This window comes from Peptoniphilus sp. BV3C26 (assembly GCF_000478985.1).
Classification (GTDB): Bacteria; Bacillota; Clostridia; order Tissierellales; family Peptoniphilaceae; genus Peptoniphilus_B; species Peptoniphilus_B koenoeneniae.
Window position 1 is genome coordinate 38,170 of the sequence record NZ_AWXB01000041.1, and the last position, 26,559, is coordinate 64,728.

At 30.9% G+C, this 26,559-nt stretch carries 21 protein-coding genes, 1 tRNA gene and 1 pseudogene; 2 read left to right on the forward strand and 21 right to left on the reverse strand.

Going from position 1 to position 26,559, the window contains the following annotated elements:
- Positions 1 to 13: 13 nt before the first annotated feature.
- The 13 genes and pseudogenes from HMPREF1253_RS04165 to HMPREF1253_RS04220 form a co-directional block, all read right to left on the reverse strand.
- Positions 14 to 676, reverse strand: coding sequence for a transcriptional regulator (locus HMPREF1253_RS04165; protein ID WP_023055545.1), 663 nt, complete (start codon positions 674 to 676; stop codon positions 14 to 16).
- A 162-nt stretch (positions 677 to 838) separates the two neighbouring features.
- Positions 839 to 1,490, reverse strand: a pseudogene (locus HMPREF1253_RS04170) (V-type ATP synthase subunit D).
- Positions 1,491 to 2,867, reverse strand: coding sequence for a V-type ATP synthase subunit B (locus HMPREF1253_RS04175; protein ID WP_023055592.1), 1,377 nt, complete (start codon positions 2,865 to 2,867; stop codon positions 1,491 to 1,493).
- Positions 2,868 to 4,637 (reverse strand): V-type ATP synthase subunit A, encoded by a 1,770-nt coding sequence (locus HMPREF1253_RS04180; protein WP_023055538.1) that lies wholly within the window; start codon positions 4,635 to 4,637, stop codon positions 2,868 to 2,870.
- Complete coding sequence (locus tag HMPREF1253_RS04185; protein ID WP_023055612.1) at positions 4,634 to 5,050, reverse strand: hypothetical protein; 417 nt, start codon at positions 5,048 to 5,050, stop codon at positions 4,634 to 4,636. Before HMPREF1253_RS04185 ends, HMPREF1253_RS04180 begins: the two co-directional genes overlap by 4 nt.
- A 67-nt stretch (positions 5,051 to 5,117) precedes the next feature.
- Entirely contained in the window at positions 5,118 to 5,249 is a 132-nt protein-coding gene (locus HMPREF1253_RS10610) for a hypothetical protein (RefSeq protein WP_023055553.1), read from the reverse strand.
- A gap of 13 nt (positions 5,250 to 5,262) precedes the next feature.
- Positions 5,263 to 5,568 carry a V-type ATP synthase subunit F gene (locus HMPREF1253_RS04190; RefSeq protein ID WP_023055551.1) on the reverse strand — a complete coding sequence of 102 codons (306 nt, stop codon included), beginning with the start codon at positions 5,566 to 5,568 and terminating at the stop codon, positions 5,263 to 5,265.
- Positions 5,568 to 5,987, reverse strand: coding sequence for an ATP synthase subunit C (locus HMPREF1253_RS04195; protein WP_023055563.1), 420 nt, complete (start codon positions 5,985 to 5,987; stop codon positions 5,568 to 5,570). Before HMPREF1253_RS04195 ends, HMPREF1253_RS04190 begins: the two co-directional genes overlap by 1 nt.
- Entirely contained in the window at positions 5,988 to 7,898 is a 1,911-nt protein-coding gene (locus tag HMPREF1253_RS04200; RefSeq protein ID WP_238318880.1) for a V-type ATP synthase subunit I, read from the reverse strand. It abuts the gene before it with no gap.
- Positions 7,899 to 7,903: 5 nt separating this feature from the next.
- A complete protein-coding gene (locus HMPREF1253_RS04205) occupies positions 7,904 to 8,935 on the reverse strand; it encodes a V-type ATPase subunit (RefSeq protein WP_023055558.1) in 1,032 nt (343 codons plus the stop codon).
- On the reverse strand, positions 8,932 to 9,252 hold the full coding sequence (locus tag HMPREF1253_RS04210) for a hypothetical protein (RefSeq protein ID WP_023055597.1): 321 nt from the start codon (positions 9,250 to 9,252) through the stop codon (positions 8,932 to 8,934). The genes HMPREF1253_RS04205 and HMPREF1253_RS04210 overlap by 4 nt, the downstream gene beginning before the upstream one ends.
- 165 nt (positions 9,253 to 9,417) lie before the next feature.
- Positions 9,418 to 11,157 carry a heavy metal translocating P-type ATPase gene (locus tag HMPREF1253_RS04215; protein WP_023055494.1) on the reverse strand — a complete coding sequence of 580 codons (1,740 nt, stop codon included), beginning with the start codon at positions 11,155 to 11,157 and terminating at the stop codon, positions 9,418 to 9,420.
- Between the two features lie 136 nt (positions 11,158 to 11,293).
- On the reverse strand, positions 11,294 to 11,590 hold the full coding sequence (locus tag HMPREF1253_RS04220; RefSeq protein WP_036739406.1) for a hypothetical protein: 297 nt from the start codon (positions 11,588 to 11,590) through the stop codon (positions 11,294 to 11,296).
- A gap of 132 nt (positions 11,591 to 11,722) precedes the next feature.
- Between HMPREF1253_RS04220 and HMPREF1253_RS04225 the strand changes: the two genes are divergently transcribed.
- The gene (locus HMPREF1253_RS04225) at positions 11,723 to 12,856 is read left to right on the forward strand and encodes an aldo/keto reductase (RefSeq protein WP_023055548.1); all 1,134 of its coding nucleotides are present in this window, start codon (positions 11,723 to 11,725) and stop codon (positions 12,854 to 12,856) included.
- A gap of 39 nt (positions 12,857 to 12,895) precedes the next feature.
- On the opposite strand, the gene HMPREF1253_RS04230 is transcribed toward HMPREF1253_RS04225, so the two are convergent.
- The 4 genes from HMPREF1253_RS04230 to uvrB all read right to left on the reverse strand — a co-directional run bounded on the left by HMPREF1253_RS04230 (position 12,896) and on the right by uvrB (position 22,784).
- Positions 12,896 to 17,152 (reverse strand): acyl-CoA dehydratase activase-related protein, encoded by a 4,257-nt coding sequence (locus HMPREF1253_RS04230; RefSeq protein WP_023055594.1) that lies wholly within the window; start codon positions 17,150 to 17,152, stop codon positions 12,896 to 12,898.
- Positions 17,153 to 17,222: 70 nt separating this feature from the next.
- Positions 17,223 to 17,999: a L,D-transpeptidase gene (locus HMPREF1253_RS04235; RefSeq protein WP_023055517.1), complete on the reverse strand. Its 777-nt coding sequence runs from the start codon at positions 17,997 to 17,999 to the stop codon at positions 17,223 to 17,225.
- Positions 17,989 to 20,817 carry an excinuclease ABC subunit UvrA gene (uvrA, locus tag HMPREF1253_RS04240; RefSeq protein ID WP_023055598.1) on the reverse strand — a complete coding sequence of 943 codons (2,829 nt, stop codon included), beginning with the start codon at positions 20,815 to 20,817 and terminating at the stop codon, positions 17,989 to 17,991. Before uvrA ends, HMPREF1253_RS04235 begins: the two co-directional genes overlap by 11 nt.
- Complete coding sequence (gene uvrB / locus HMPREF1253_RS04245) at positions 20,814 to 22,784, reverse strand: excinuclease ABC subunit UvrB (protein ID WP_023055547.1); 1,971 nt, start codon at positions 22,782 to 22,784, stop codon at positions 20,814 to 20,816. Before uvrB ends, uvrA begins: the two co-directional genes overlap by 4 nt.
- Before the next feature lie 164 nt (positions 22,785 to 22,948).
- Here uvrB and HMPREF1253_RS04250 point away from each other — a divergent pair.
- Positions 22,949 to 23,024, forward strand: a tRNA-Lys gene (locus HMPREF1253_RS04250).
- A gap of 55 nt (positions 23,025 to 23,079) precedes the next feature.
- Here HMPREF1253_RS04250 and HMPREF1253_RS10615 read toward each other — a convergent pair.
- The 4 genes from HMPREF1253_RS10615 to uvrC form a co-directional block, all read right to left on the reverse strand.
- Complete coding sequence (locus HMPREF1253_RS10615) at positions 23,080 to 23,205, reverse strand: hypothetical protein (RefSeq protein ID WP_023055611.1); 126 nt, start codon at positions 23,203 to 23,205, stop codon at positions 23,080 to 23,082.
- Complete coding sequence (locus tag HMPREF1253_RS04255) at positions 23,189 to 23,668, reverse strand: hypothetical protein (protein WP_023055577.1); 480 nt, start codon at positions 23,666 to 23,668, stop codon at positions 23,189 to 23,191. Before HMPREF1253_RS04255 ends, HMPREF1253_RS10615 begins: the two co-directional genes overlap by 17 nt.
- Before the next feature lie 134 nt (positions 23,669 to 23,802).
- Positions 23,803 to 24,729: an HPr(Ser) kinase/phosphatase gene (hprK, locus tag HMPREF1253_RS04260; protein WP_023055484.1), complete on the reverse strand. Its 927-nt coding sequence runs from the start codon at positions 24,727 to 24,729 to the stop codon at positions 23,803 to 23,805.
- A complete protein-coding gene (gene uvrC, locus HMPREF1253_RS04265) occupies positions 24,729 to 26,558 on the reverse strand; it encodes an excinuclease ABC subunit UvrC (protein WP_023055585.1) in 1,830 nt (609 codons plus the stop codon). The genes hprK and uvrC overlap by 1 nt, the downstream gene beginning before the upstream one ends.
- Position 26,559 lies beyond the last annotated feature (1 nt).

A 26,559-nucleotide genomic window follows, 5' to 3' on the forward strand; every position in this document is an offset into this window, starting at 1 on the left:
ATAGACTAAAAACTCACTCTTCTTCATTAAGATTTGACAAGTATCTGTATATGGTTGGTTCTGATATTTTAAGTCTTTCTGCAACAAATTGAAGAGATTGCCTTATGGCAAAAATTTTTTTATCATTAAGTTCTTTTACAATTTGTATTTTTTCTTTTTTCGATAGATTTTCAGGACTGGGATATTTATCAACAACATCATCAATTATATGTTTTGCATAATCTATAATTGAAATTGTTACATTCTCCGACTGTTTTGCAAGATGATCTTTATCTATTCTTTGAAAATAATTTTGATTTACAAGCTCATCAGGATGACAAAGTCCGAGAATTGTTTCAGCAACTTTTTCAAACCTTTTTCCATCAAAATTTATACACATTATACCCTTTAAATTTTCTTCGTCATCTTTTATAAAAAAAGTGGAGCAACGTAAAAATTTATTTCCCTTTGCAATGCCTCTATAATTTGGCCTGAAATCCATATTTTTATAAATTTTTTCTTCCAAACTCTTTTTTGTAAATTCAGTTAGAGGATCTCCTATATTTCGCCCTGATATAACTCCATTGTATATAGCTATTATTTTACCCTGATCCTCGTTTATTTCATATAAAACCACTTCATAATCAGGTCCCAAGGTGACTCCTAAAAATTCAACCAATTTAATATATTCTTCCATAAAACTGCCTTTCTTAAATTTATATTTCTAATAAAATTTTATCACAAAAATAAAAATATAAATCTTGTTTAATAAAATATTTGTTAAATCTTAATTTTTTATTTAGATATTCCATAAAAAAACTGCTGAAATAATGATTTCAACAGTTCTTTTAATTTTATTTTATGCTGTTTGTATATTTTTTATTTTGGCCTTTTTTCTTGTCTTTTTGTCTTTAACTTTTTTCAATCTGAAAAAGTCTTCTCTTTCCTTTTCGCCTAAAATATTTTCAATGTTTTTTACTATTTGCGTATATTCGGGAATTAATTTTTTTATCAAGAGCATTTGCTCTTCGACCTGTTTTTTTTATTTCCGTAGCAAGCCTAAAAACTGCATTTTCAACTTCCGCCAATTGGTAAATCAAATATTTTACATTATTTAAATCAAAGGATGCCATATCAAAAGCCGTCGTAGTTTTGTGAATTGAGTAGCCTCCCTTGTTTTTTTTCTTCTCGTATTTTATAAGGGGGATTTCAACTCCCATTACAGACCTTGACAAAATTTCATAGTTTTCTTCAAGGGGAACTGATTTTGATATTTCATAAACTTGTTGGGTGCCCATTGTTATTGTTGCATCTTCAAGGGCGTCATAAGATTCTTTAAAAGCTGTCACAATTGTTTCTTGAAGTTTTGCCGCTTGTTTATTTAAATCCATCATTTCTTTTATTAAAACGGTTCTCTTTTTATCTAAAAGCTCATAACCTTTTTTTGCGAAGGTAAGTTGACCCTTGATTTCCATCAAGTTTGCCTTTGTAGGGACTATATTTTTATTCATCTAATCACCTAAATATTTTTCTTTTAATTCCGGGCTTATTCTGTCTAAAGATTCTTTTGGTAAAATTTTTAATAAGTCCCAACCAAGGTCCAGAGTTTGTTCAATGGATCTGTTTTCATTGAATCCCTGGGTTAAAAATCTTTTTTCAAAAGCTTCTTGAAATTCCAGAAATTTTTTATCTGATTCTGAAAGTTCTTCGCTTCCTATTATTTGTGAAAGGGCTCTTACTTCCACTGCGTTTGAATAAGATGCAAAAAGTTGTGACGAAACATCTGCGTGGTCTTCTCTTGTATATCCATCTCCTATACCGTCTTTCATAAGTCTCGATAGAGATGGTAATATATTCACAGGAGGATAAACTCCGCTTGCATTTAATTCCCTTGAAAGAACTATCTGTCCTTCAGTAATATAACCTGTAAGGTCAGGAATAGGATGAGTAATATCATCATTAGGCATTGTTAAGATTGGTATTAAAGTTACAGATCCTTCTAAACCTCTAATCATTCCAGCTCTTTCGTAAAGCATGGCAAGGTCTGAATAAAGATGACCAGGATATCCTTTACGGGAAGGCACTTCTTCTCTTGATGATGAAACTTCACGAAGGGCTTCTCCATAACTTGTTAAATCACTCATTATTACAAGGACATGCATATTTTTTTCAAAAGCCAAATATTCTGCTGCCGTTAAGGCACATTTCGGTACTATAAGTCTTTCCATAATGGGATCGTCTGCATAGTTAATATACATTACTACTTTTTCGGAAACTCCTGCACTTTTAAATTGTTCTATAAAATAATTTGCTTCATCATGTTTTACACCAATGGCAGCAAAAACAATGGCAAAGTTATCTTGACCTTTAGAACTTATTTTTGCCTGTCTTACTATTTGAGCTGCAAGTTTATTGTGAGGAAGTCCTGAGCCAGAAAAAATTGGAAGTTTTTGTCCTCTTATTAAAGTCATAAGACCATCTATTGAAGATATTCCCGTTTGTATAAAATTCCTTGGATAAAGTCTTGCAACAGGATTTATAGGTCTTCCATTTACATTTAAAAAGGTTTCTGAATAAATATCCGTTCCCTTATCTATAGGTCTTCCCAATCCATCAAAAACCCTTCCTAATATTTCTTTTGACATAGGTAGGGTAAAGGGTTTTGCTTCAAATTCAACTTTCATGTTTTTTGTGGAAATACCCAGGCTTTCTCCGAAAACTTGTACTGTGGCCTTGTCATCATCAATTTTTATAACTTGACCTATCATTTGACGGGAATTATCCGCTGAGGAAATTTTTACAACTTCATCAAAGGAAACATCATGAAGATTTGAAAGCTCAATAATTGAACCTTCAACTTTATCTAATAGTAAATATTCTTTTTTCATCTAATCACCTACATAAGTTGAAATAAGATTTGAATAATAGTCTCTTATCTCATTGTTAATCTTCACTATATTTTCCAAATTGTCGTTTTCTACAGTGTATTTCATATTTATTACACTTTCATATAGCTCATCATTTTTTACTTTTGAAATTGGGATTCCTCTTTTTACAGCTTCCATTCCTTCAGTGTAAAGAAGATCTATGGTCCTTAACATTTCAAATTGTTTCTTTAAAGGCACATAAGTGTCCGTAGCATTAAAGGCATTTTGTTGTAAAAAGGCAACTTTTATAACTTTGCAAATTGCCAGTATAAGTCTTTGATCGTCAGGAAGTACATCTTCTCCTACAAGCATTACTATTTCATTAAGCTTTGCTTCTTGATGAAGTAAATCCAAAAACTTAGTCCTAAGTCCCGGCAAATCTCCGTCTAAATTTATATCATAATAATTTTTAAGCATTTCAGTATAGCCTGAATAAGAATTCATCCAATTTATGGCTGGATAGTGCCTTGCGTATGCAAGATTTTTATCCAAAGCTAAAAACACATTTACAAATCTTTTTGTGTTTTCAGTTACAGGTTCTGAAAAATCTCCTCCTGCAGGAGAAACTGCTCCTATTAAAGTTACAGATCCTTCCTGACCGCATAGACTGTTTACATAACCTCCTCTTTCATAAAAACCTGCTATTCTTGAAGGAAGATATGCTGGATATCCTTCTTCTGCTGGCATTTCTTCAAGACGTCCTGATATTTCACGAAGAGCTTCTGCCCAACGAGATGTTGAGTCCCCCATTAATGCCACATGATAGCCTTGATCTCTAAAGTACTCGGCAATAGTTATACCTGTATAAATTGATGCTTCACGAGCTGCTACTGGCATATTTGAAGTATTTGCAATTAAAATTGTTCTATCCATTAAAGGTTTTTGAGTGTGAGGGTCTATTAGCTTAGGAAAATCTTCAAGAACTTCTGTCATTTCATTTCCTCTTTCGCCACAACCTATATAGACAATTATGTCTGCATCACAATACTTGGCAATTTGGTGTTGAGTCATTGTTTTTCCAGTTCCGAATCCTCCTGGAAGAGCTGCAGTTCCACCTTTTGCTATGGGAAAGAAAACATCAAAGATTCTTTGACCAGTTACAAGAAGTTTATCAATTTTTAATCTTTCTTTAACAGGTCTTGGAATCCTTACAGGCCAGTTTTGATACATCTTAACATCTATTACTATGCCTTCTTCATTTTTGACCCTTAGAAGTACCTTCTCGATGTTGTAGGACCCATCCTGAACTATATCAACTATCTCTCCATTTACATCTACAGGAATTAAAAGTCTGTGGGTTATGATTTCAGTTTCTTCTACTTCCCCAAAAATTTGTCCTCCCTTGACTTTTTCTCCTTTTTTTACAAGAAATTTAACATCCCAAAGTTTTTCTTCATCAAGAGATATAAGGCCTATTCCTTCAGGCATAAAGTTTCCATATTCATCTTTTATTTTATTTAAGGGACGTTCAATTCCGTCAAACATATTTGATAAAAGTCCTGGCCCAAGTTTAAGACTTAAGGGTGCTCCTGTAGAAGTAATCTCCTCATTTCTTTTTAAGCCTGTAGTATCTTCATAAACTTGAACGGTTCCCAAATCCCCTTCAATTGAAATTACTTCTCCAATTAATTTTTTTTCTCCAACAACGACCATTTCACGCATTTTAAATTTTGACATGTCTCTTCCAACTATTACAGGGCCGTTTATTGATTTAATATGACCTATATTCAATTTCCCACCTCTTCAAGTTCAAAGTAGAACATTTTTCCTATTTCATATTTTGAATCTTCTATTTTAGTTTTAAGAGAACAATCAATTTTATAAGTTTTTTCAATATCTGAAATTTTAAAGCCTCCTATTTGGCTTTTATCCATATCTATTAAAATTATTTGCATATTATTTTTTTTGGCAATTGCCATTAATTGGTCTTTTGCCGAATCATATGCCATAATTTCCAAATAATATGTGCCTTTTTTCAATCCTGCTATAACTTTTTCAAATAAATTTTTTTGTAAATCAAAATAAGAATCGGTTTTTGTAAATTCTTCCCCTGCTTTAAACAAATCATCAATAAATCTTGCCAGTAAATTTTCATTTTTTTCAAGTCTTAAAATTCTTTGACTTTCATTTGCTTGAGCAATCATTTCATATTTTTTTTCTTTTGCAAGGGATACTCTTCTGTCAATTAAATCTTGAGATTTTTTTTGAAATTCAATTTCTTTTTCTTTTTAAAAGCTTTTGGCTTTTTAAAATTTCATTTTGAATTTTTTCTTGGCACTCCTTTTCTCTTTCTTTAAAGACGAGTTTATTAAAAAGCACCATTTTGTTTTCAAGTAATATCATATGCCCTCCAAAATTAAATTTTAAGTCCGATAGAGTCCTTAATATATTTAAGAATAAAATTCTTGTCTTCCAAGCCGTTTATTCCAGGAATTGTAACTATTAAGGGTAAGGAGTTTTTTATTTTAACCTTAGTGACTTCTTCTTCAATTTCATTAAAATCAGGTTCAGTCAATATAATTAGACCTATATTTTTCTTTTCTTTTGTCTCTAAAAAATTTGTTTTAAGATCGTTTTTATCCTTACAAAAAACACCGTCAATCCCACTTAATCTAAGTCCTCTTAAAACATCTCTATTTCTTGAAATCGCAAAGGAAATCATTATAATCTACCTAAAATCATAATAGAAATAATAAGTCCGTAGATTGCAATTCCTTCAGCCAAGCCTAAGAAAAGCATGGACTTTCCTAAAATCTTAGGATCTTCACTTACAGCACCTATTGCTGATGAACCTACATTGGCAACGGCAACTCCAGCTCCTAAAGCTGCAAGACCTGTTGAAAGTCCTGCTGCAATATAACCTAAACCTGTTCCCCCATTTCCTTCAGCTTGAGCTTGTACAAAACCAGGAACGATTGTCACTGCAACAAAAAATAAAATTGGTAAAAATCCCAAAAGATTAAATCTTAAAATTTTTCTCATCTTAACTTCATCGGCACTTGTTCCCTTATAAATGTAATAAATACCTGTTGTGATTATAGAAAGAACAAAAAGTGTAGAAACAACTAAAACTAATTCCATTTATTTTTCCTCCAATTCAATAGTGGTTGGTATAAATTCATAACCATCCCCATAATAAAATTTACTGAACATTTCATAATATTCAAGTCTTAAACTTTGTATAAATACAATTAGGCCTTCAAGACCTATGATTACTATATTTCCTATAACAAGAGAAAGTATATTTAAACCTTCATTGTTTAACATCTTTCCTATTGTTTCAAAAGCTAAAAACAAACCTACATGGTTTATGGCAAAAGCTCCAACTCTTATAAAAGAAATAATATTTGAAACAATACTCAAAACTCCTTCAAGGAGAGAGAAAACCGCTTCAATATAGTAGCCTTCTTCAATTTTATGAGGTTTTTTCGTTATAAGAGATAGGATTTGCCTTTTAAATACCATTGATAAAAGTGATAAAACAATTATTATCACCGCTATTTTTGTTGGTATTAAAGTTTTTTTCAATAGGGGACCACAGGCCAAATTAATTACCATTAAAAAAACTATAAAACCTGCTAGGCCTTCTTTTCCAAAAATAGCTTCTTCCAAATCATTAAAATTAAACTTGTTTATAAAACCTACAAAATATGAGATTAAAAGAAATATAAGGCCTACAAGTATGGCACTCATAAGACTTGTATTTATATTACTGAAAGGTCTCATAAATATTGCTGGTATAATACTTTCCATTCCGAAAACGGATCCGTATAAAAATCCGAAAATTGTAGATGCAATTCCAAGTCTTTTTAAAAGTCCGCCAAAGTCTTTATTTTTTATTAAAAATCCCACCATGAAAAATACAAGCCCCTGACCTACATCTCCGAACATGGCTCCGAATAAAAACATATATGTTACTGCAAATAAAAAAGTTGGATCTTTTTCTTTATAATTTGGTACTCCGTACATTTTAATCAGTAGCTCAAAGGGCCTTGCGAAAAAAGAATTTTTAAGCTTTGTAGGTGGTGTAACATTATCTTCTTCCGGAGATCTTACTTTTATAACAATGTCTTTATAAGTTCTTAAAATTTCTTTTAGCTTTGGAATATCTCTTTCTGCTATCCACCCGGACATATAAAAATATTTGTTACTCCTTGCCATAAAGTGTTTTACTTCTTCAATTCTGTCTTTTAAAAACATAGAAACAATATAGCTTTCAATTTTACCTTTGTTTTCTCTTAAAAAATTATCTCTTTTTTCTAAAATTTCTTTTTTTCTTTTGGTTAAATCTTCTTCCTGTTTGTCAAGATCTCCTAAAATCTCTTTGGCAGTACCCTTGCTCTTCCCAAGAATTTCAACATCTTGCCAATTTAAGCTTTTTAAAATTCTGTCAATTTCATTTGTAACTTCTTTTGGATAAATCGCAAGATAAACTTCACCCTCATCGCTTGTTGCAGTATGAAAAATTACAGCAAGAATATTTCCATAATTTTTCTTTAAACGAAACCTTGCTTCCTTATCTAAAATTCCAAACCTTACATTGAAAAAATCTAAATTTGATAAATCCGAGAGGTCAATTTGAACATTCTTAAACAAATCGTAATTATTTTTTATTCCTCTCACTCTTTTTAAATCTCCATCAATCTTTTGAATTTCATCAATATCTCTATTTATATCTTCAAAAAAACTGTCGGTATCTTCTAAAAGTTCTCCCTTATCATAATAATCACTTAAATCTTTTATTTTGAAAAAATCCATAAGCTTTTCAGCTTGTTTTGAACGAATTTCAGAATTTTCATCTCTTTCAAAAGAACTTATATGACTAAGTTCTATAGTCCTTTCCAGGTTTTGTTCATTTTCCAAGCTGTAATTAAAAGCGTTATTTTCTATTTCCAATTGCGCATTTATTATATTAACCATTTTAGACTTTAAAATCTGAGCGATAACCTGATCCATTTCGGATAAGTCTCCCGCCAGATTTATAATTTTCATTTTTTCTACAGCCAAATTTGTTCACTTCCTTTGTAACTTCTAACAAGATAGTTAAGAGATCTATCCAGACTCATATTAAATCTTCTACTTTCCATAACTGAAGTTAAATCTTTAATTTCATAATTTAAAAGCAAAATAAAAGCCATAAATTTTGAAAAATCACTATTCTTCAAAAAATCACTCTTAGCTAAATAATAAATATACCTGTTATTTCTTCTGTCCATATATATGTCGGTATAAGTTCCATCAAACAAAAATTTATAGGGTCCTGATTTTATTTTTTCTACAAATTTATCAAGACTTGAGTATGAAAGATCTTTTAAATCGTCAAAGCTTAAATAATGACCTCCCAAAACTGTAAAGTTAATAAGTTCTTCTGGAGAAAGATCATAATATTTAAGACCTCTGTAAATCCAAATAATGTTTAAAAGATCTATCCTGATTCCAAGAAGCTCCAAGGCTGGTTTTTTATTTTGCCTGTCAAAATTTTTTACCAAATTGAATAATTTTGTATAAAAAAACTTGTCCAAATTCATTTCCATATAAAAAAGAACAATGTCATCTTTTTCATCGGCATAGGGTTTTAAAATCTTTACAAATTCTTTATTTTTTATTTTTCCTATAAAATCTGCAATTGAAGAATTATTTTTTATATCATAATCCCTATAATTAAGAGTAATTAGCCTTGATTCCAGTGTTCTTGCTCCATCGCCTATTTTTAAAGTTCTGAGAATTTTCTTTATATCCATAATGGTAAACTCATTTAAAAGTTCCAGAGCAAATTCCCTATAGACTCCTTTAAAATATTTGCTTAATTTTTTTATTGTATTTATTCTATAGACCTGAAGTTTTTTTTCGGCTTCAAAAGAGTCTTCGTCTCCATCAAAAATAAAAGATAAACTTGTATTTTTTAAATATTCAATGATTTGACTTACACTGTTAAGCCTTGCCATATTTATATAATCTTCATCCTTTAAAAATTTTGATGCCATGGCGCTCATTTTTGCATTAACTGCATTAAATTCACCTATAATCATTTTTCCACCGATAAGATAAATTTATTAAAGGCCTCTTTTAAAAGCTTTTCTTTTTTTTCTTCATAAATAGTGTCTATTTCATCTATTTTCTTTTTATTTTCACTAAGTCTTTTATTCGCCTCTTCCTGTCCATTTTTAATTATTTCATCGTACTTTTCATTGGCCTCTTTTGTTGCTTCTTCATTAATTTTAGATTCCATTTCAATTAAATTTTTTTTGCTTTCTTCCCTTATGCTTTTAATTTTTTCTTCGGTTTCTTTAATTAACTGAGAAGTTTTCTTGTCTATACTTATAATGCTTTCAATTGTTTCTTTCATCTAATCCCTTCTTTCCCCTAAGTATTTAAAAATTAGATTACAGTTTTATTTTACCCAATTTTTATAAAACTTTATAAGGGTTCAATGAATATCATTATAAACTTAAAAATAAAAAAGTAAAATTTAAAAAAACTGACAAGAAATATTCTTGTCAGTTTATAAAATTTATTTTATTTTTAAAGCTCTGAGAGAATTTAAAATGGCTATTAAAGTAACTCCCGTATCTGCAAAAACGCCTGCCCACATTGTAGCAAAACCTAAAGCTCCAAGAATCAAAACTATTAATTTTACTACAATAGCAAAAATTATATTTTGATTTACTATTTTTGAAGTTCCTTTAGAAATTTTAATTCCCTTTGTTATTTTATTTAATTCATCAGTCATTATTACAACGTCTGATGCTTCAATAGCAATGTCACTTCCTATCTTACCCATGGAAATTCCCACATCACTTAAAGCAAGAACAGGACTATCGTTAACTCCATCTCCTACAAAGGAAACATTTCCATTATTAGATTTTTTAATTTTTTCAAACTCCTTAACCTTGTCTAAGGGAAGGAGTCCCCCTTTTACAAAATCTATTCCTACAAGTTTTCCGAATTCTTGTGCGCTTTCTTCCGTGTCTCCTGAAAGCATATAAGTTTTTATTTTTAATTTTTTCAATTTTTCAATAAAACTTTTTGCTTCAGGTTTTACTATGTCAGATACGAGAATCATACCTATCACATTACCATCAACGGAAATATAAACCTGAGTTCCACTTCCTTCAGCTTTTTTATTAACTAAAGAGGCATTTCCAACTAAAACTTTTTTACCTTTGTAGGTGTAACTTATTCCCTTGCCTGAAATTTCTTTAAAATTTTCAGGTACTTCATTTATTTCTCCATATTTATTTTTAATAGCCTTTGCTATAGGGTGGTTTGAACCTTGTTCCCCAAGGGCTGCAAGTTCCAAAACTTCTTCTTCAGAATAATTTTCAAAAGTTTTTATTTGTGAAACTTCAAAAACTCCCTTTGTAATTGTTCCTGTTTTATCAAAAACCATTACTTCAATATTTTTTAAAGCTTCAAGATAATTTCCACCTTTAACAAATATCCCTGATCTTGATGCTGCTCCTATTCCCCCAAAAATTCCAAGAGGAACTGAAATAATAAAAGCACAAGGACAAGATAAAACTAAAAATAATGCTCCACGATAAACCGCTTCCTTAAATTCAATGTTAAAAATTTTCGGTCCTAACAAAAGCATTAGTAAAGATATTAAACATACAATTGGAGTATAAACCCTTGAAAATTTTGTAATTGTTTTTTCAACGGAAGCTTTTTTTGAGCCTGCATTCTCTACTAAATCAATTATTTTTGCTATACTTCCTTCTGCATAAGCTTTTGTAACTTCTATTTGCAAAATGCTTCCTGTATTTATTGAACCGGAATGGATTTCATCTCCAACATTAACTTTTACAGGAAGGGATTCTCCTGTTAAGTTTGAAGTGTCTATAAAAGATTGTCCTTCTCTTACTATCCCTTCAAGGGCAACTTTTTCACCAGGCTTTACAATAATTATTTCTCCAGGCTTTACTTCTTCAGGTGCAACTTTTATAAAGTTTTCTCCTCTTAACACATTGGCAAAATCAGGTTTTAGTTCAAGCATTGCCTTAATATTTTTTCTGCTTTTTTCAAGAGCCATATCTTCAAAAAGTTCACCTATGTTGTAAAATAACATAACTGCTAAAGCTTCAGGATATTCGCCGATTAAAATTGCAGCAATTGTTGCAAGACTCATTAGAAAATTTTCATCAAAGATTTCTCCACGTCCTATATTTTTTATTGCTTTTAAAAGAACATGATATCCTAAGGCAAAATAAAGGCCTATAATTATATAATTTTCATAAGAAAGAGGCTCCATAAAAAATCCCTTTAATAAAAATAAAAAAGAAACTATATAGATTCCAATTTTATAGGGGCTTATTTTTTCTTCCTCGTCTTCTTCTATTTGATCTTTATCTATTTTTTCTATATCTTCGATTACTTCAACATCTCTTTCAAATTTTTTTTACAGAGGCTTCAACGGCATTTTTTAAACTTTCTTGTCCCCTATGTAAAAGAGATAATTTCTGATTTGAAAAATTATAGTCTAAATCCACAACTCTTTGATTCTTTTTTATATCATCTATGATTTTTGCAGTGCAGTTAGGGCAATTTAAGCCCTTTAAAATGAAAGAGGATTTAAAAATTTCTTCATTGTTTTGAGTTTTTAAGTTTTCTAAATTTTTTTCACTAATATCCGAGCTTCTTTTACTCAGCTTTTTTATATTTTTATTATTAATTGTTTTAATCATTTTAATAATTTCCTCCTTTTTTAATATGAACGATTATTCATACATTCATATTAAGTCCTAGTTTTTTATTTGTCAATGCTTTTCCTGAAAAGTTTTTTATTTTGGGTTAGAATCTTTATAGAGGTGATATATTTGTGCAAAAAATTTGGTAATAAAAAATTAGGATTTGGACTTATGAGGCTTCCTCAAAATAAAACTGATAAAAAAGATTTATCGGAAGACAAGGTAAGTTTTGAAGAAGTTTCAAAAATGGTGGATTATTTTTTAGAAAATGGTTTTAATTATTTCGACACTGCCCATGGATATCACTGCGGACTAAGTGAAATTGCAGTTAAAAATTGCTTAACTTCTCGTCATAAACGTGAAGAGTATATTCTTACAAATAAACTTACAGCCCCTTATTTTAATAATCAGGAAGAAATTTATAAATTTTTTAATGAACAACTTAAAATTTGTGGTGTAGAATATTTTGACAATTATTTAATACATTCTGTTTCTAAAAATAATTACAAAAAATTTTTAGACTGCAAGGCCTTTGAAAGTCTTGTAGATTTAAAAAATAAAGGTCTTATAAAACATATAGGTATGTCTTTTCACGACTCCCCTGAACTTTTAGATGAAATTTTAAAAGCTCATCCAGAGCTGGAAATGGTACAAATTCAATTTAATTATATTGATTTTGAAGACGAAAAAATTAAAGCAAAAGAAAATTACGAAGTTATAAGAAAATATAATAAAGATATTATCGTTATGGAACCTGTTAAAGGTGGAAAACTTGCAAATCTACCTAAGGAAGCTGAAAATATTTTTTCTGAACTTTCCAATTTTTCACCGGCAAGTTATGCTATAAGATATGCAGCAAGCTTTGATGGGGTTAAAATGGTTCTTTCAGGCATGAGCAGCTTTGAACAAATGAAAGACAATATGACTTTTATGACAAACTTTGAAAATCTCGAAGAAAAAGATTATAAAGCAATTGAAAAAGTTGTAAAAATCTTAAAAAATATTGATCAAGTTCCCTGTACATTTTGTGAATATTGTCTTGAAGGATGCCCAAAAAATATTTTTATTCCTAAATTAACTGAGCTTTATAATTCTCACTTAATTTATCCTGAAGCAGACTATTCTCACGATTATGAACTTGCAACAAGAAGTTCTGGACATGCTGGAGATTGCATTAAGTGTAAAAAATGCGAAAAAATTTGTCCTCAACAAATTTATATAACTCAGGTCCTTGAAAAAATAAGTTCTGAATTTGAAAACTAAAAAAATAAAAAAAAGAGGAAGTTTAAAAACTTCCTTTTTTTACTTAAATTTAATTTTTCTTTTTTTCTTTTCTTGTTTTATCACTTTGCCTTCTATTTTTTCCAAATTTTTATTTGCCATGGAAAGCATAAGTTTGATTCTGTTAAATTGATTTACTTCGCTTGCTGATGCATCAAAGTCTATGGGAACTATATTTACATCACTGTAGTTATTTCTTATTGCCTTTATTACGCCTTTTCCTGTTATATGGTTTGGAAGACATCCAAAGGGTTGAACACAAACAATATTTTTTACTCCATGTTCAATTAAATCAACCATTTCTCCCGTTAGAAGCCATCCTTCTCCATATTGATTTGAAAGACTTACATATTCATTTGCATAGGACATTATTGTTTGAATTTTTTCAGGAACTGGGTAACGGGAATCTTTTAAAAATTCTCTTACTATATTTCTGTAAATGTCTATATATTTTACTCCCAGGTTTCCTAAAAATCCCGCAAATCTTGATTTTGAAAGCTCTTTCGCTTTTATTTGAGAGTTTTTAAATCCATATAAAATAAAATCCGTTAAGTCTGATATTACCGCTTCTGCTCCTTCTTCTTCAAGTTTATCTATTAGATGATTATTTGCAGCTGGTAAATATTTTACAAGTATCTCTCCCACAATGCCAACTTTTGGTTTAACTTCATCATTAATTTCAAGTCTTGAAAAATCTCTTATCATTGAACTTACATTGGCTCTAAATCTGTTTATGTCAAAGGATTTTTCCTTTTGAATTTTTTCAATCCAATTTTCCAGTAAGATATTTGATGAGCCTTTTATCATTTCATAAGGTCTTGTTGCGTGAAGAAGTCTGCTTAAAAGGTCTCCGTACTGCATTGTAATTATTAATTTTCTAAAAAGTTTTATTATATGGCTTTTAGGAAGTTTTATTCCTGGATGATTTTCTATTCCTTGGAAGGATAGGGCTAAAACCGGAACATGTCCATAACCTGCATCTTTTAATGCTTTTCTTATTAAACCTACATAGTTTGATGCTCTACAAGCTCCTCCTGTTTGAGATATTAACAAAGTTAAATTATCTGTATCGTATTTTCCACTTTTTACTGCATCCATAAATTGACCTACAACAAATGTTGTGGGATAACAAGCATCGTTATTTACATATTTAAGCCCTTCATTCACAACTTTGCTGTCAACTCTTTCAAGAAGTTCTAAATTAAAACCTTCTTCTTTGAGAATGGATGCAAATAACTTAAAGTGAATAGGTGCCATTTGCGGCATTAAAATCGTATGATTTTTTTTGTTTTCTTGAGTAAATAAGACCGGTTCAAATTTATATTTTTTGTTTACTTTTACTAGTTTTCTGTTTTCAACTGTTTCAAGCAAAGATCTTATTCTTATTTTTATTGCCCCTAAATTACTTACTTCATCAATTTTTAAAACAGTATGAATTTTATTGTAGGATTTTAAAATTTCATTAACTTGATCTGTTGTTATGGCATCTATGCCGCAGCCGAAACTATTAAGTTGAACCATTTCAAGGTTTTCACTTTTCCCTACAAATTTTGCTGCCCTATATAATCTTGCATGGTAGGTCCATTGATCAAGGACTCTTAAGGATCCGTCAGTATCCGTAAGACCTGCTATGCTGTCCTCAGATAAAACTGCAAGTCCAAGAGATGTTATAAGTTCAGGTATTCCGTGATTTATTTCAGGATCGATGTGATAGGGTCTTCCCGCAAGAACTATTCCTCTTTTTTTGTTTTTCTTAAGATATTTAAGGGCATTTATTCCTTGAAGTTCAACATCATATCTATATAAGTCCTGTGCCTTATATCCCGCTCTTACAGCTTCTCTTATTTCATTTACAGGTATATTTGTAAAAACATCTACCATTCTTTTTTCAAGTTTTTTTCTGTCTGCAAAGGATATAAAAGGATTTAAAAATTTTACATTTTCATTTTTTATATTTTCAACATTATTTTTTATTACTTCACTATAGCCTGCAACGACAGGACAATTTAAATTGTTGTTTTGATTGTGAAATTCCTTTTCTTCATAAAAAACTCCAGGATAAAAAATAAATTTTATTCCTTTTTTTATTAAATTTTCAATGTGACCATGACTTATTTTAGCAGGATAACAAGCTGTTTCTGATGTTATTGATTCAATACCTTCTTCATAAGTTTTTCTTGTAGACTCATCGGATAAAACAACATTAAATCCCAAGGTTTCAAAGAAATCATGCCAGAAAGGATAATTTTCATACATGTTTAAAACTCGAGGTATGCCTACTTTTCCCCTTCTTCCGTCACTAAATTCTTTTAAATTAAAAAGTCTTTCGTATTTATACTTATATAAGTTTGGAATTTCTACATCTGATTTTATAGAAAGACCTGAGCCTCTTTCACATCTGTTGCCTGAAATATATCTCTTATTATTTGGAAATATGTTAACTCTTAAAGCACAATTATTTGTACATCTTCCGCATTTTGCATCCATAGTTTTGTAAGTAAATTTTTTCAAATCTTCAAAAGATATAATTGTCGATTTTTCTTTTGCTCTTTCCTTGGATATAAGGGCCATTCCAAAAGCACCCATCAACCCTGAAATAGATGGTCTCGTAGCATTTCTTCCCGTTATTATTTCAAAAGCTCTTAAAACTGCATCACTTAAAAATGTTCCCCCTTGAACCACAATATGTTTTCCAAGTTCTTTAGGGTCTCTGATTTTTATTACTTTTTGAATTGCATTTCTTATTACAGAAAATGCTAGACCTGCGGAAATATCTTCCAGGTTTGCCCCTTCTTTTTGTGCCTGTTTTACATTTGAATTCATAAATACTGTACAGCGGCTTCCTAAGTCTACAGGATTTTTAGATTTTAAAGCTTCTTTAGAAAATTCTTCAGCATTCATATTTACGCTTCTTGCAAAAGTTTCAAGAAAAGATCCACAACCTGAGGAACATGCTTCATTTAATAAAATTGATTCTATTATTCCATTTTCAATTTTCATGCTCTTCATATCTTGTCCACCAATATCAATTACAAAATCAACATCAGGTTCAAAGAATTTTGCAGCCTTAAAATGAGCAATAGTTTCAACTTCTCCAAAGTCCAAATTAAAAGCAGCTTTTAAAAATTCCTCTCCATAACCTGTGGAGCCACTGGATTTAATTATGGATTTTGGGTTTTTGTTTTCATAGATATAAAGGAGTTGATCTAAAATAATTTTTAGTGGATCTCCCTTGTTTGAACTGTAATATGAATATAAAAGCTCATTGTCTTCGCTTATAAGCACAAGTTTTGAAGTTGTTGATCCTGAATCAATTCCAAGGTACATATTTCCTTCATAACTTTTAAAATCTCTTGATTTTATCCTTTTTATGCTATGACTTTTTCTAAAGTTTTCTAAATCTTCTTCATCTTTAAAAAGAGGCTTTAATTTATTTTCCTTGCTGACAATATTTTCTCTTTCTTCATTAACTTTTTTATAAAGTTCTTTGAAAGTTATGATTTCAGAATCAATACCCGAAAGAGCTGCCCCTATTGCAACAAAAATTTCTGAATTTTCAGGAATAATTATTTCATCATCTTTTAAATTTAAAGTTTCAATAAATCTTTCTCTAAGCATGGGCAGAAAATGAAGAGGTCCTCCTAAAAAGGCGATATGTCCTCTTATAGGCCTGCCACAGGCAAGATTTGAAATTGTTTGATTTACAACTGATTGAAAAACTGAAACTGCTATATCTTCTTTGCTTGCCCCTTGATTAATCAGAGCTTGAATATCTGTTTTTGCAAAAACACCACACCTGGAGGCTATGGGATAAATTTTTTTATAATTTTTTGCAAGCTCATTAAGTCCAGAGCTGTCTGTTCTTAGAAGTGTTGCCATTTGATCTATAAATGCACCAGTTCCTCCCGCGCAAATAGAATTCATTCTCTGCTCAAGGCTTCCTCTTAAATATGTTATTTTTGAATCTTCTCCACCTAATTCAATTGCAATATCTGTTTTAGGTATAAATTTTGAAATTGCTAGAGTTCCCGCAACAACTTCCTGAATAAATTCAATATCGAAAATTTGATTGACCCAAAGCCCTCCTGAACCTGTTACATTTATAGTTACATAGTCCTTTGAAAATAATTTATATGCATCAGTAATTACTTGTCTTACGGTTAATTTTACATCAGAAAAATGACGCCTGTAAGTTGAGTATAAAATGTTTAGGTTTTCATCTAAAGCCACTAATTTAACAGTTGTTGAACCTACATCAAGTCCAAGATTTATAATCATCCTTTTATTCCTCCTGTATATTTAACATTATACCCAAAAAAAGAACTTCAATTAAATGAAGTTCAAAATTTTAATATTCCAAAAGTTCTCCAGAAATATATTCTTTTTCTTTTTCAGTCCCTAAATTTTTGTCGTTGCTATTTTGAACTTGAGCTTCTGTATTTTTATCAACAAATTCAAAATATTGGGCAATTCCCCAACTGTTAAGTTCCTCATCGGTTCCTAAATATACCGGCATACCTACTTTTGAATTTGGAAAAATATAATTTTCTATGTCATAATTAAACATTCTTACACAACCATTTGAAACATATCTTCCTATTTCATGAGGTTTTATAGTTCCATGTATGCCATATCCGCTAAAGTTTTGTAAATTTAAACCCATCCATCTTTCTCCAAGGGGATTTTTAGGATCATCAGAACTTGTAGGTTTATATTTTCCTCCCATTCCTCCCCATGCAGGATTCATGTGCTTATTTTTAATTTTACCAATCGCTGAAGGGGTTGGAGTTTTACTTGTTCCAACTGCCACCGGAAATTTATATTTAACTTTATCTCCTGTATACATGGTTAAAATTCTTTTTGATTTGTTTACAACTATCCAGTTCCCATCAGTTGGTGCTTTTACATAATCTCTTACTCTTACATTTTCATTGTATAGAACTTTTTTTGTATTATCATCTATTCTTCCTGTTACAGGAACATTTAAAGTTGCCTGAAATTTTTTTATTTCGGCAATTCGGCTTGCCCCTTTTAAATTCATAAAATTATTAGGTCTTGTATAAGCAAATATTGTGCCTGGCAAAAGAGAAACAACAAGTCCCAATATTAAAAATTTATTTTTCATTACTTTCACCTAAAACTTTCTTTAAAAACTTTCCTGTCCATGAATTTTTATTTTTTGCGATTTCTTCCGGTCTTCCTTGGGCGACAATTTGTCCTCCCCCATCTCCACCTTCAGGACCTAAATCTATAATGTGGTCTGCTGTTTTTATAACATCAAGATTGTGTTCAATAACAACAACTGTGTTTCCTCTTTCTACAAGCTTTTCTAAAACTTTAATAAGCATATGAATATCTGCTGTGTGAAGTCCTGTTGTAGGTTCATCTAAAATATATATTGTTTTTCCTGTAGCTTGTTTAGATAATTCCGTAGCAAGTTTTACCCTTTGAGCCTCTCCTCCGGAAAGTTGAGTTGAAGGTTGACCTAATTTTATATAACCAAGACCTACATCTTTTAAAGTTTTTAATTTTTTTACAAGTCTGGGATGATTTTCAAAAAATTCCAAAGCTTCTTCAACAGTCATATCTAAAACTTGGGAAATATTTTTCCCCTTATATTCAACTTGTAAGGTTTCTCTATTATACCTCATTCCCTTGCAAACTTCACATGGAACATATACATCTGGTAAAAAATGCATTTCAACTTTTATAATTCCATCACCCTTACAGGCTTCGCAACGGCCTCCCTTAACATTAAAAGAAAATCTGCCTTTTTTATATCCTCGCATTTTTGCTTCATTTGTCATGGCAAAAATATCTCTTATTATGTCAAAAGTTCCTGTATAAGTTGCAGGATTTGAACGCGGTGTCCTTCCAATAGGACTTTGATCTATATTTACAACCTTATCAATAAATTGAAGACCTTCTATTTTCTCATATTTTCCCGGCTTTATCCTTGATTTGTTTATATTTTGAGCAAGGGCCTTATATAAAATTTCATTAATGAGAGAAGATTTTCCACTTCCGGAAACTCCCGTAACGCATAAAAATTGTCCCAAGGGAAATTCAACATCAATATTTTTTAAATTATTTTCCTTAGCTCCAATTATTTTTAAACTTTCCTCTTTGTAGGGTCTTCTTTCTTTAGGCACCTCAATTTTTTTCTTTCCTGATAAATATTGACCAGTAATAGAATCTTCCACTTTTTCAATATCTTCTATGGAACCCTGAGCGACTATATGACCGCCGTTAATTCCTGCCCCTGGTCCAATATCAACTATCATGTCAGCAGCCCTCATAGTGTCCTCGTCGTGCTCTACAACTATTAATGTGTTGCCTAGGTCCGTTAAATCTCTAAGGGCAGATAAAAGTTTATCATTATCCCTTTGATGAAGTCCTATAGAAGGTTCGTCAAGAACATATAAAACTCCAACTAAATGAGAGCCTATTTGAGTTGCCAGTCTTATTCTCTGTGCTTCACCACCAGAAAGAGTACCTGCCATTCTTGAGAGGGTTAAATATTCAAGACCCACTTTTTGTAAAAAGCCAAGCCTTTCTTTAATTTCTTTAACTAATTGTCTTGCTATTATTTGTTCTTTTTCAGAAAGTTTTATTTCATCAAAAAATTTAAGAGCCTTGGAAATTGAAAGATCTGTGAGTTCAAAAATATTCAAACCATTAACCTTAACTGACAGTGATGCCTCTTTCAGCCTTTTTCCATGACAAGTGGGACAGGGTTCATCGCTCATAAATTCAGCTATTCTTTCAATTATCCTGTCTGAACTTGTTTCAATGTATCGTCTTTTTAAATTTCTTACTACCCCTTCCCAACTGCCTCTGAAATCTTTTAACCCTGAAAACATTGAATCAAATTTAAAAGAAATAATTTTATTAGATCCATATAAAATAGCATCAATAAGTTCTTTGGGAGCATTTTTTATAGGCTCTTTAATGGAAAAATGAAAAGCTTTAGCAAGGGCTTTAAAAGTTTCCATGTAATAAGTTCCATCATTATTTGTATAAGCAGCTATAGCTCCATCAGCGATGGATAAATCTTTGTTGGGAATAATTAAATCCGGATCAGGTTCCTTTGAAAAACCCAATCCCTTACAATCGGGACAAGCTCCTAAAGGAGAATTAAAAGAAAAAGACCTTGGCGTAATTTCTTCAATGACAATTCCGCAATCTGGACAGGCAAGTTTTGTTGAAAAAGTAAATACCTCTCCATCAAGGACTTGAACATTTACAAGACCTCCTGAAAGTCCCACTGCAAGCTCAAGAGAATCTGTAAGTCTGCTTTGGCTTCCCTCTTTTATAATAATTCTATCTACAACAACACTTATATCGTGTTTTATATTTTTATCAAGTTCAATATTTTCAGACAGCTCGTGAGTTTCTCCATCGATTACAACTCTTACATAGCCATCTTTCAAAATCTTTTCTAAAACTTTTTTATGACTGCCCTTTCTCTGTCTAATGATGGGCGCAAGGACCATAAGCCTTGTTCTTTCCGGCAATTGGCTTAAATCATCCACCATTTGATCTATTGTGTAGGAAGTTATTTCCTTGCCACATTTAGGACAATAAGGATGCCCAACCCTTGCATATAAAAGTCTCAAATAATCATAAATTTCCGTTACAGTTCCCACTGTAGAACGGGGATTTTTACTTGTAGTTTTCTGATCAATAGAAATAGACGGACTTAAACCATCAATATATTCCACATCAGGTTTGTCCATCTGTCCTAAAAATTGTCTTGCGTAAGAAGATAAGCTTTCCACATATCTCCTTTGGCCTTCAGCATAAATAGTATCAAAGGCAAGAGAAGACTTGCCACTTCCTGAAAGTCCTGTAAAAACAATAAATTTATTTCTTGGAAGAGTAAGATCAATATTTTTTAAATTATGTTGTCTTGCTCCCTTTATAACAATATTTTCGTTCAATCAATCACCATCTTTTGTAACTGGGAAATCTTATCCCTAATTTCAGCAGCTCGCTCAAAATTAAGCTCTTCTGCACATTTATACATTTCCATTTTTAAAGCTTCAATCATAGAATTCAGTTCATCAATTGAAATATCATCATCAACTTCAAAACTCTTCTTATCTTCAGCCGCTATAGTGTTAGCAATAACATCCCTTATATCTTTAACAATAGACTTTGGAGTAATGCCATGTTCAATATTATATTTATTTTGAATTTCTCTTCTTCTGTTAGTTATATCAATAGTTACTCCCATAGATTTTGTAATAGAGTCTGCATACATTATAACCTTTCCGTCAACATTTCTTGCAGCCCTTCCGGAAGTTTGAATAAGAGAAGTTTCACTTCTTAAAAATCCTTCTTTATCAGCATCTAAAATTGCAATCAAACTTACCTCCGGTAAATCCAGCCCCTCCCTAAGTAAGTTTATGCCAACTAATACATCATATACCCCAAGTCTTAAATCTCTAATAATTTTCATTCTTTCAATAGTATCAACATCCGAGTGCATATAAGTAACCTTTATTCCCAGTTCCTTAAAATATTTTGTCAGATCCTCTGCCATTCTTTTAGTTAAAGTAGTTATTAAAGTCCTCTCTTTTTTCTCAGTCCTAAGATTAATTTCCTTTATAAGGTCGTCAATTTGATTTTTAATAGGTCTCACTTCAATAATAGGGTCTAAAAGTCCCGTAGGTCTTATGATTTGTTCCACAAAATTTTCTTCATGTTCCTTTTCGTAAGGACCAGGAGTAGCAGAAACATAAATACATTGATTCATCATGCCCTCAAACTCATCAAACTTTAAAGGTCTGTTGTCAAGAGCCGAAGGAAGTCTAAAACCATAATCTACAAGAGTTTGTTTTCTTTGCCTATCTCCATTATACATACCTCTAATTTGAGGAATTGTAGCATGGGATTCATCAATAATTGTAATAAAATCCTTGGGAAAATAATCAATTAAAGTATAGGGTCTCGACCCAGGAGCACGACCAGAAAGATGCCTTGAATAATTTTCAATTCCATTACAAAAGCCCATTTCTTTTAACATTTCAAGATCATACCTTGTTCTTTGCTCCAATCTTTGAGCTTCAAGAAGTTTTTCTTGACCCTTAAGCTCCCTTAGTCTTTCTTCCAGCTCCTCTTCAATAGTAACAATGGCCCTTTCAACTTTTTCAAATCCAGTAACAAAGTGAGAAGCAGGATAAATTGCAATATGATTTCTATATCCAATAACCTGTCCAGTTAAAGCATTAATTTCAGTAATCCTGTCAACCTCATCTCCGAAAAACTCAATTCTTATAGAATTTTCAGAAGAATTTGCAGGAAAAACTTCAAGAGAATCTCCTCTGACTCTAAAAGTTCCCCTTTCAAAATTTATATCATTTCTAACATACTGAATATCTACAAGCTTTGACATAACTTCATTTCTATCTTTAATCATGCCTGGCCTTAAAGAAACAACTAAATTTTCATAATCAATAGGATCCCCAAGACCATATATACAAGACACAGAAGCAACAATAATTACATCTCGTCTTTCAAAAAGAGACATTGTAGCAGAGTGCCTAAGCTTATCTATTTCATCATTAATTGAAGCATCCTTTTCAATAAATAAATCAGAACCAGGAACATAAGCTTCCGGTTGATAATAATCATAATAACTTACAAAATATTCAACGGAATTTTCAGGAAAAAATTCCTTAAACTCGCTGCAAAGTTGATAAGCGAGAGTTTTATTGTGGGCAATAACAAGAGTCGGTCTTTGAACTTTTTCAATAATATTTGCCATAGTAAAAGTCTTACCGGAACCTGTAACTCCAAGAAGGGTTTGATGTTTATAATTTTTTTCAAGTCCCCTTACAAGACCCTCAATAGCTTGAGGCTGATCTCCTGTAGGTTTAAATTTAGAATGTATTTTAAAATCCATTTTTCCCTCCCTCTTTTTAACTCTAAGATACAATTACAATTGTATAAGAAAATGAACAAACGTTCAAGAAAATAAAAAATTTTTACAAAGATAAAATGATTTGTAAAAATTTTCTTGACTTAACCCTTCAAGTTCTTGTATAATGTACAAGTTGAATAACTTATGCACTTTTAGCTCAGATGGTAGAGCAACTGACTCTTAATCAGTGGGCCCAGGGTTCGAGTCCCTGAAAGTGCACCATGACCTTGAAATTTTATAATTTCAAGGTTTTTTTATTTTTAAATAAAAATCCCTTTTATTGAAATTTATAAAAAGCAGTTTCAAAATCGTATTTTTCTAAATCTTTTATAATATTTTCCTCTTTATCTCCATCTATTAAAAGGACTTTTCTTCCAACACTATCTTTAAAGAAAAGATTCATATCTTTTTTTTCTTTTATTAAATTCCAAAACTTCTTTTTCTTCTAAGCTACAAAGTGTAAGGTCACTTTGATCGCTGATTTTGTTTTCCATACCTTTTTTTAAATTGTTTTCTTGAGAAAAATCCTTGGCTGCCTTAATAATAAAAAATTTATAATCAAAAATCCCTGAAAAATCATCAAGAGGGAGTAAGAATCTTTCTTTGCTTCCTCCTCCTAAAATTACAAGTCTTTTATATTGGGAAGATTTTAAAAACAACTTACTTGGCAAAATTATTTCTTCAATGCCAAGACCTCTTGGAGCTTCCATTCCAAATGCCGATGTAAGAATTACCGGTTCATAAACTTTAAAATCTTCAATTTTATCTTCAAGCTCTCTTGCAAAAGCAAGAGCCCTATTATCATCTATATGACCTATAAGAGAAATAAATTCTCCACCCTTTAAATTTAAAATATCTTTAAGCATATTTCCTCCTAAGTAAAATTATAACATTTTATTTAAAAAATAAATTTTTAAGCTTTGTATGTAAATTTATATCTTTAATAATAAAAAATCCCAATCTTCAATAAGTATGAAAATTGGAATTTTTTATCTTTACTTTATCTTTGATTTTTTTCTTTTCTTTGTAATATTCTTTCGTTTAAAACTTTTGCAGGATTGTAGCCAAATTGTTTTTGCTTATAAGTTTTTGCTGCAACTTCTATTATAAGAGCCGTATGACGACCAGGTTTTACGGGAATTTCATATTTTACACAATTTATTCCTAAAATATTTTCGTGCAGGTCTTCAAGACCAAGCCTTACATATTCTTTTTTTTCATCCCAGGATTCCAGATTAATAACCATCTCTATTTGAATTTTTTCCATTATGGAACCAACACCAAATAATTTTTGCACATCTATTATGCCTATTCCCCTTATTTCCATAAAGTGTTTTGTTATTTCAGGACTTCTACCTATTAAAACTCCGTCCATAGCTTTTATTATTACTGAATCATCGGAAATAAGTTTTGCCCCTTTGGATATTAAATCAAGAGCTGTTTCGCTTTTTCCAACTCCACTTTTCCCCTCTATCAATACACCTACCCCATAGACGTCTAATAAAACTCCATGAATTCTTGTTGTAGGTGCAAGCTCCATGTCTATAAAGTTGGTTATTTTATTTATTATTTTTGAAGTTTTTTCTTTTGTGCTTAAAATTGTTATGTCATATTTTTTTGCAAGGTCCAAAACCTCTTTAAATATGGAATTTCCACTTGTAAATAAAAGGGCATGAATTCCATGTTTAAAAAGTTCTTCTGTCCTTTGATATCTCAAGGAATCTGAAAATCCTTCTAAATAGTACCATTCTTGGTTACCTATTATTTGTATTCTATCCGCTTGAAATTTTTCATAAAAGCCGCTTAATTGCAGTCCAGGTCTGTTAAGTTCTCTTTCTTCCATTTGAATGTCATAAAAATCTTTTGCTTTATATATTATTTTAAGATCAATTTCTCTAACTAATTTTGACAAAGTAAAATATTCCATTATTTCCTCCAGTGCCTGTATAAATTTTCTGCTGATTTTCTGTCCATTGCCTCTACTTGTAAAAGTTCTTCAAGACTTGCCGCTTTTATTTTATCAATTGATTTAAATTTTTTCATCAATTCTTTTTTTCTTTTTGGTCCTATTCCTTTTATTCCGTCAAGTTCCGATTTAAACATATCTTTACTTCTAAGACTTCTGTGATAATTTATGGCAAATCTGTGGGCTTCTTCCTGAATTTTATAGGCTAACTTATAAATTCTCGAATCCAGTTCCACATTATATTCCCTATTTTCATAAATTATTCCCCTTGTTGTGTGAAAATCATCTTTTACAAGACCTGCAACAGGAATCTCAACTCCCAGGTCTTGTAAAACTCCCAAGGCTATGTTTACCTGACCCTTGCCTCCGTCCATAAGTATAAGGTCTGGTAAAATTGTAAAGGAATCTTTTTTATTTTCCTTTGCCCTTTTAAATCTTCTTGTTAAAACTTCTTTTAAAGATCCGTAGTCATTTATTCCTTCCACATCTCTTATTCTAAATTTTCTGTAGTCGCTTTTTTTCTTTTCTCCATCTTCAAAAACCACCATAGACCCTACTGATTCAGCTCCACTTATGTTGGAAATATCATAGGCTTCTATTCTTCTTGGATTTTCTCTTAGACCCAGCAAATCTCTTAATTCTTCAAGGGCTATTAAATTTACGTTCATTTTATTTTTATAACTTTCAGAATATTTGCTAAGCATATCCAATGCGTTTTTTTGAACCATTTGTAAAAGTTTAAGTTTTTCGCCCTTTTGAGGAACAAAAAGTTTCACCTTTCTTCCGATTTTATCTGAAAGAAATTTTTCAATAGTGGAATCTTCATCAGTTTCAAAAGGCACAACTATTTCTGAGGGAATATAGGTTGCCCCTATATAAAACTGCTTTAAAAAAGTTGAAAGGATTTCATCGTCTGATGAAACATAATAATCACTCATTAAATAATGTTCTCTGCCTATTATTTTTCCCTTTCTTATAAAAAATATTTGAACTATAATTTGGTCTGTACCCCTGGCAAAAGCTATTACATCCCTATTTTCATCAATAGCTGCCCTATCTATAATTTGTTTTTCAAGAAGAGCTTGTAAATTATTAATTTGATCCCTATAAAGGGCCGCTTTTTCAAAATCCAAATTTTTTGAAGCCATGACCATTTTTTCTTCTATTTTTGCTAAGATATTTTTACTGTGCCCCTCTAAGAAGGCACTTATTTCATCAATGGACTCTTTATATTGACCCTCATCTATATGACCCTTACAGGGGCCTTTACATTTGTCTATGAAGAAATTTAAACATGGTCTAAAGTTTAAAGGATCCTTATTTAAATTTAAATTACAATCCCTTATTTTATAAAGGTCTTTAAAAATTTCTATAGCTTCATTGACTGCCATGGCATTGGGATAGGGTCCAAAATATTTTCCCCCGTCTTTTAAAACTTTTCTAACTTTTTCAACTTTAGGAAATCTATCGTAAACTCCGATTTTTATATATGGATATTGTTTGTCATCTCTAAGAAGAATATTATATTTGGGATTGTGAGCCTTTATAAGATTTGATTCTAAAATTAAAGACTCCACTTCATTTTCCACAATTATATATTCAAAATCTTTTATGTGACTTACCATAGATTCTACTTTTCTTGTAGATTTTCCATAGGAGCCGAAATATTGGCGAACCCTTTTTTTTAAATTTTTCGCCTTGCCCACATATATTATATTGTCAAAAGAATCTTTCATAAGATAAACTCCCGGGTCATCCGGGAGCATCTTTAATTTTTCTTTTAAATCCATT

Coding starts and splice junctions, on each gene's coding strand:
- HMPREF1253_RS04165 (WP_023055545.1), bottom strand. CDS start 676: ATGGAAGAATATATTAAATTGGTTGAATTTTTAGGAGTCACCTTGGGA.
- HMPREF1253_RS04175 (WP_023055592.1), bottom strand. CDS start 2,867: ATGAAAAAAGAATATTTACTATTAGATAAAGTTGAAGGTTCAATTATT.
- HMPREF1253_RS04185 (WP_023055612.1), bottom strand. CDS start 5,050: ATGATTGCTCAAGCAAATGAAAGTCAAAGAATTTTAAGACTTGAAAAA.
- HMPREF1253_RS10610 (WP_023055553.1), bottom strand. CDS start 5,249: ATGATATTACTTGAAAACAAAATGGTGCTTTTTAATAAACTCGTCTTT.
- HMPREF1253_RS04190 (WP_023055551.1), bottom strand. CDS start 5,568: ATGATTTCCTTTGCGATTTCAAGAAATAGAGATGTTTTAAGAGGACTT.
- HMPREF1253_RS04195 (WP_023055563.1), bottom strand. CDS start 5,987: ATGGAATTAGTTTTAGTTGTTTCTACACTTTTTGTTCTTTCTATAATC.
- HMPREF1253_RS04200 (WP_238318880.1), bottom strand. CDS start 7,898: ATGAAAATTATAAATCTGGCGGGAGACTTATCCGAAATGGATCAGGTT.
- HMPREF1253_RS04205 (WP_023055558.1), bottom strand. CDS start 8,935: ATGATTATAGGTGAATTTAATGCAGTTAATGCAAAAATGAGCGCCATG.
- HMPREF1253_RS04210 (WP_023055597.1), bottom strand. CDS start 9,252: ATGAAAGAAACAATTGAAAGCATTATAAGTATAGACAAGAAAACTTCT.
- HMPREF1253_RS04215 (WP_023055494.1), bottom strand. CDS start 11,157: ATGGAGCCTCTTTCTTATGAAAATTATATAATTATAGGCCTTTATTTT.
- HMPREF1253_RS04220 (WP_036739406.1), bottom strand. CDS start 11,590: ATGATTAAAACAATTAATAATAAAAATATAAAAAAGCTGAGTAAAAGA.
- HMPREF1253_RS04230 (WP_023055594.1), bottom strand. CDS start 17,152: ATGATTATAAATCTTGGACTTGATGTAGGTTCAACAACTGTTAAATTA.
- HMPREF1253_RS04235 (WP_023055517.1), bottom strand. CDS start 17,999: ATGAAAAATAAATTTTTAATATTGGGACTTGTTGTTTCTCTTTTGCCA.
- uvrB (WP_023055547.1), bottom strand. CDS start 22,784: ATGGATTTTAAAATACATTCTAAATTTAAACCTACAGGAGATCAGCCT.
- HMPREF1253_RS10615 (WP_023055611.1), bottom strand. CDS start 23,205: ATGAATCTTTTCTTTAAAGATAGTGTTGGAAGAAAAGTCCTTTTAATA.
- HMPREF1253_RS04255 (WP_023055577.1), bottom strand. CDS start 23,668: ATGCTTAAAGATATTTTAAATTTAAAGGGTGGAGAATTTATTTCTCTT.
- hprK (WP_023055484.1), bottom strand. CDS start 24,729: ATGGAATATTTTACTTTGTCAAAATTAGTTAGAGAAATTGATCTTAAA.
- uvrC (WP_023055585.1), bottom strand. CDS start 26,558: ATGGATTTAAAAGAAAAATTAAAGATGCTCCCGGATGACCCGGGAGTT.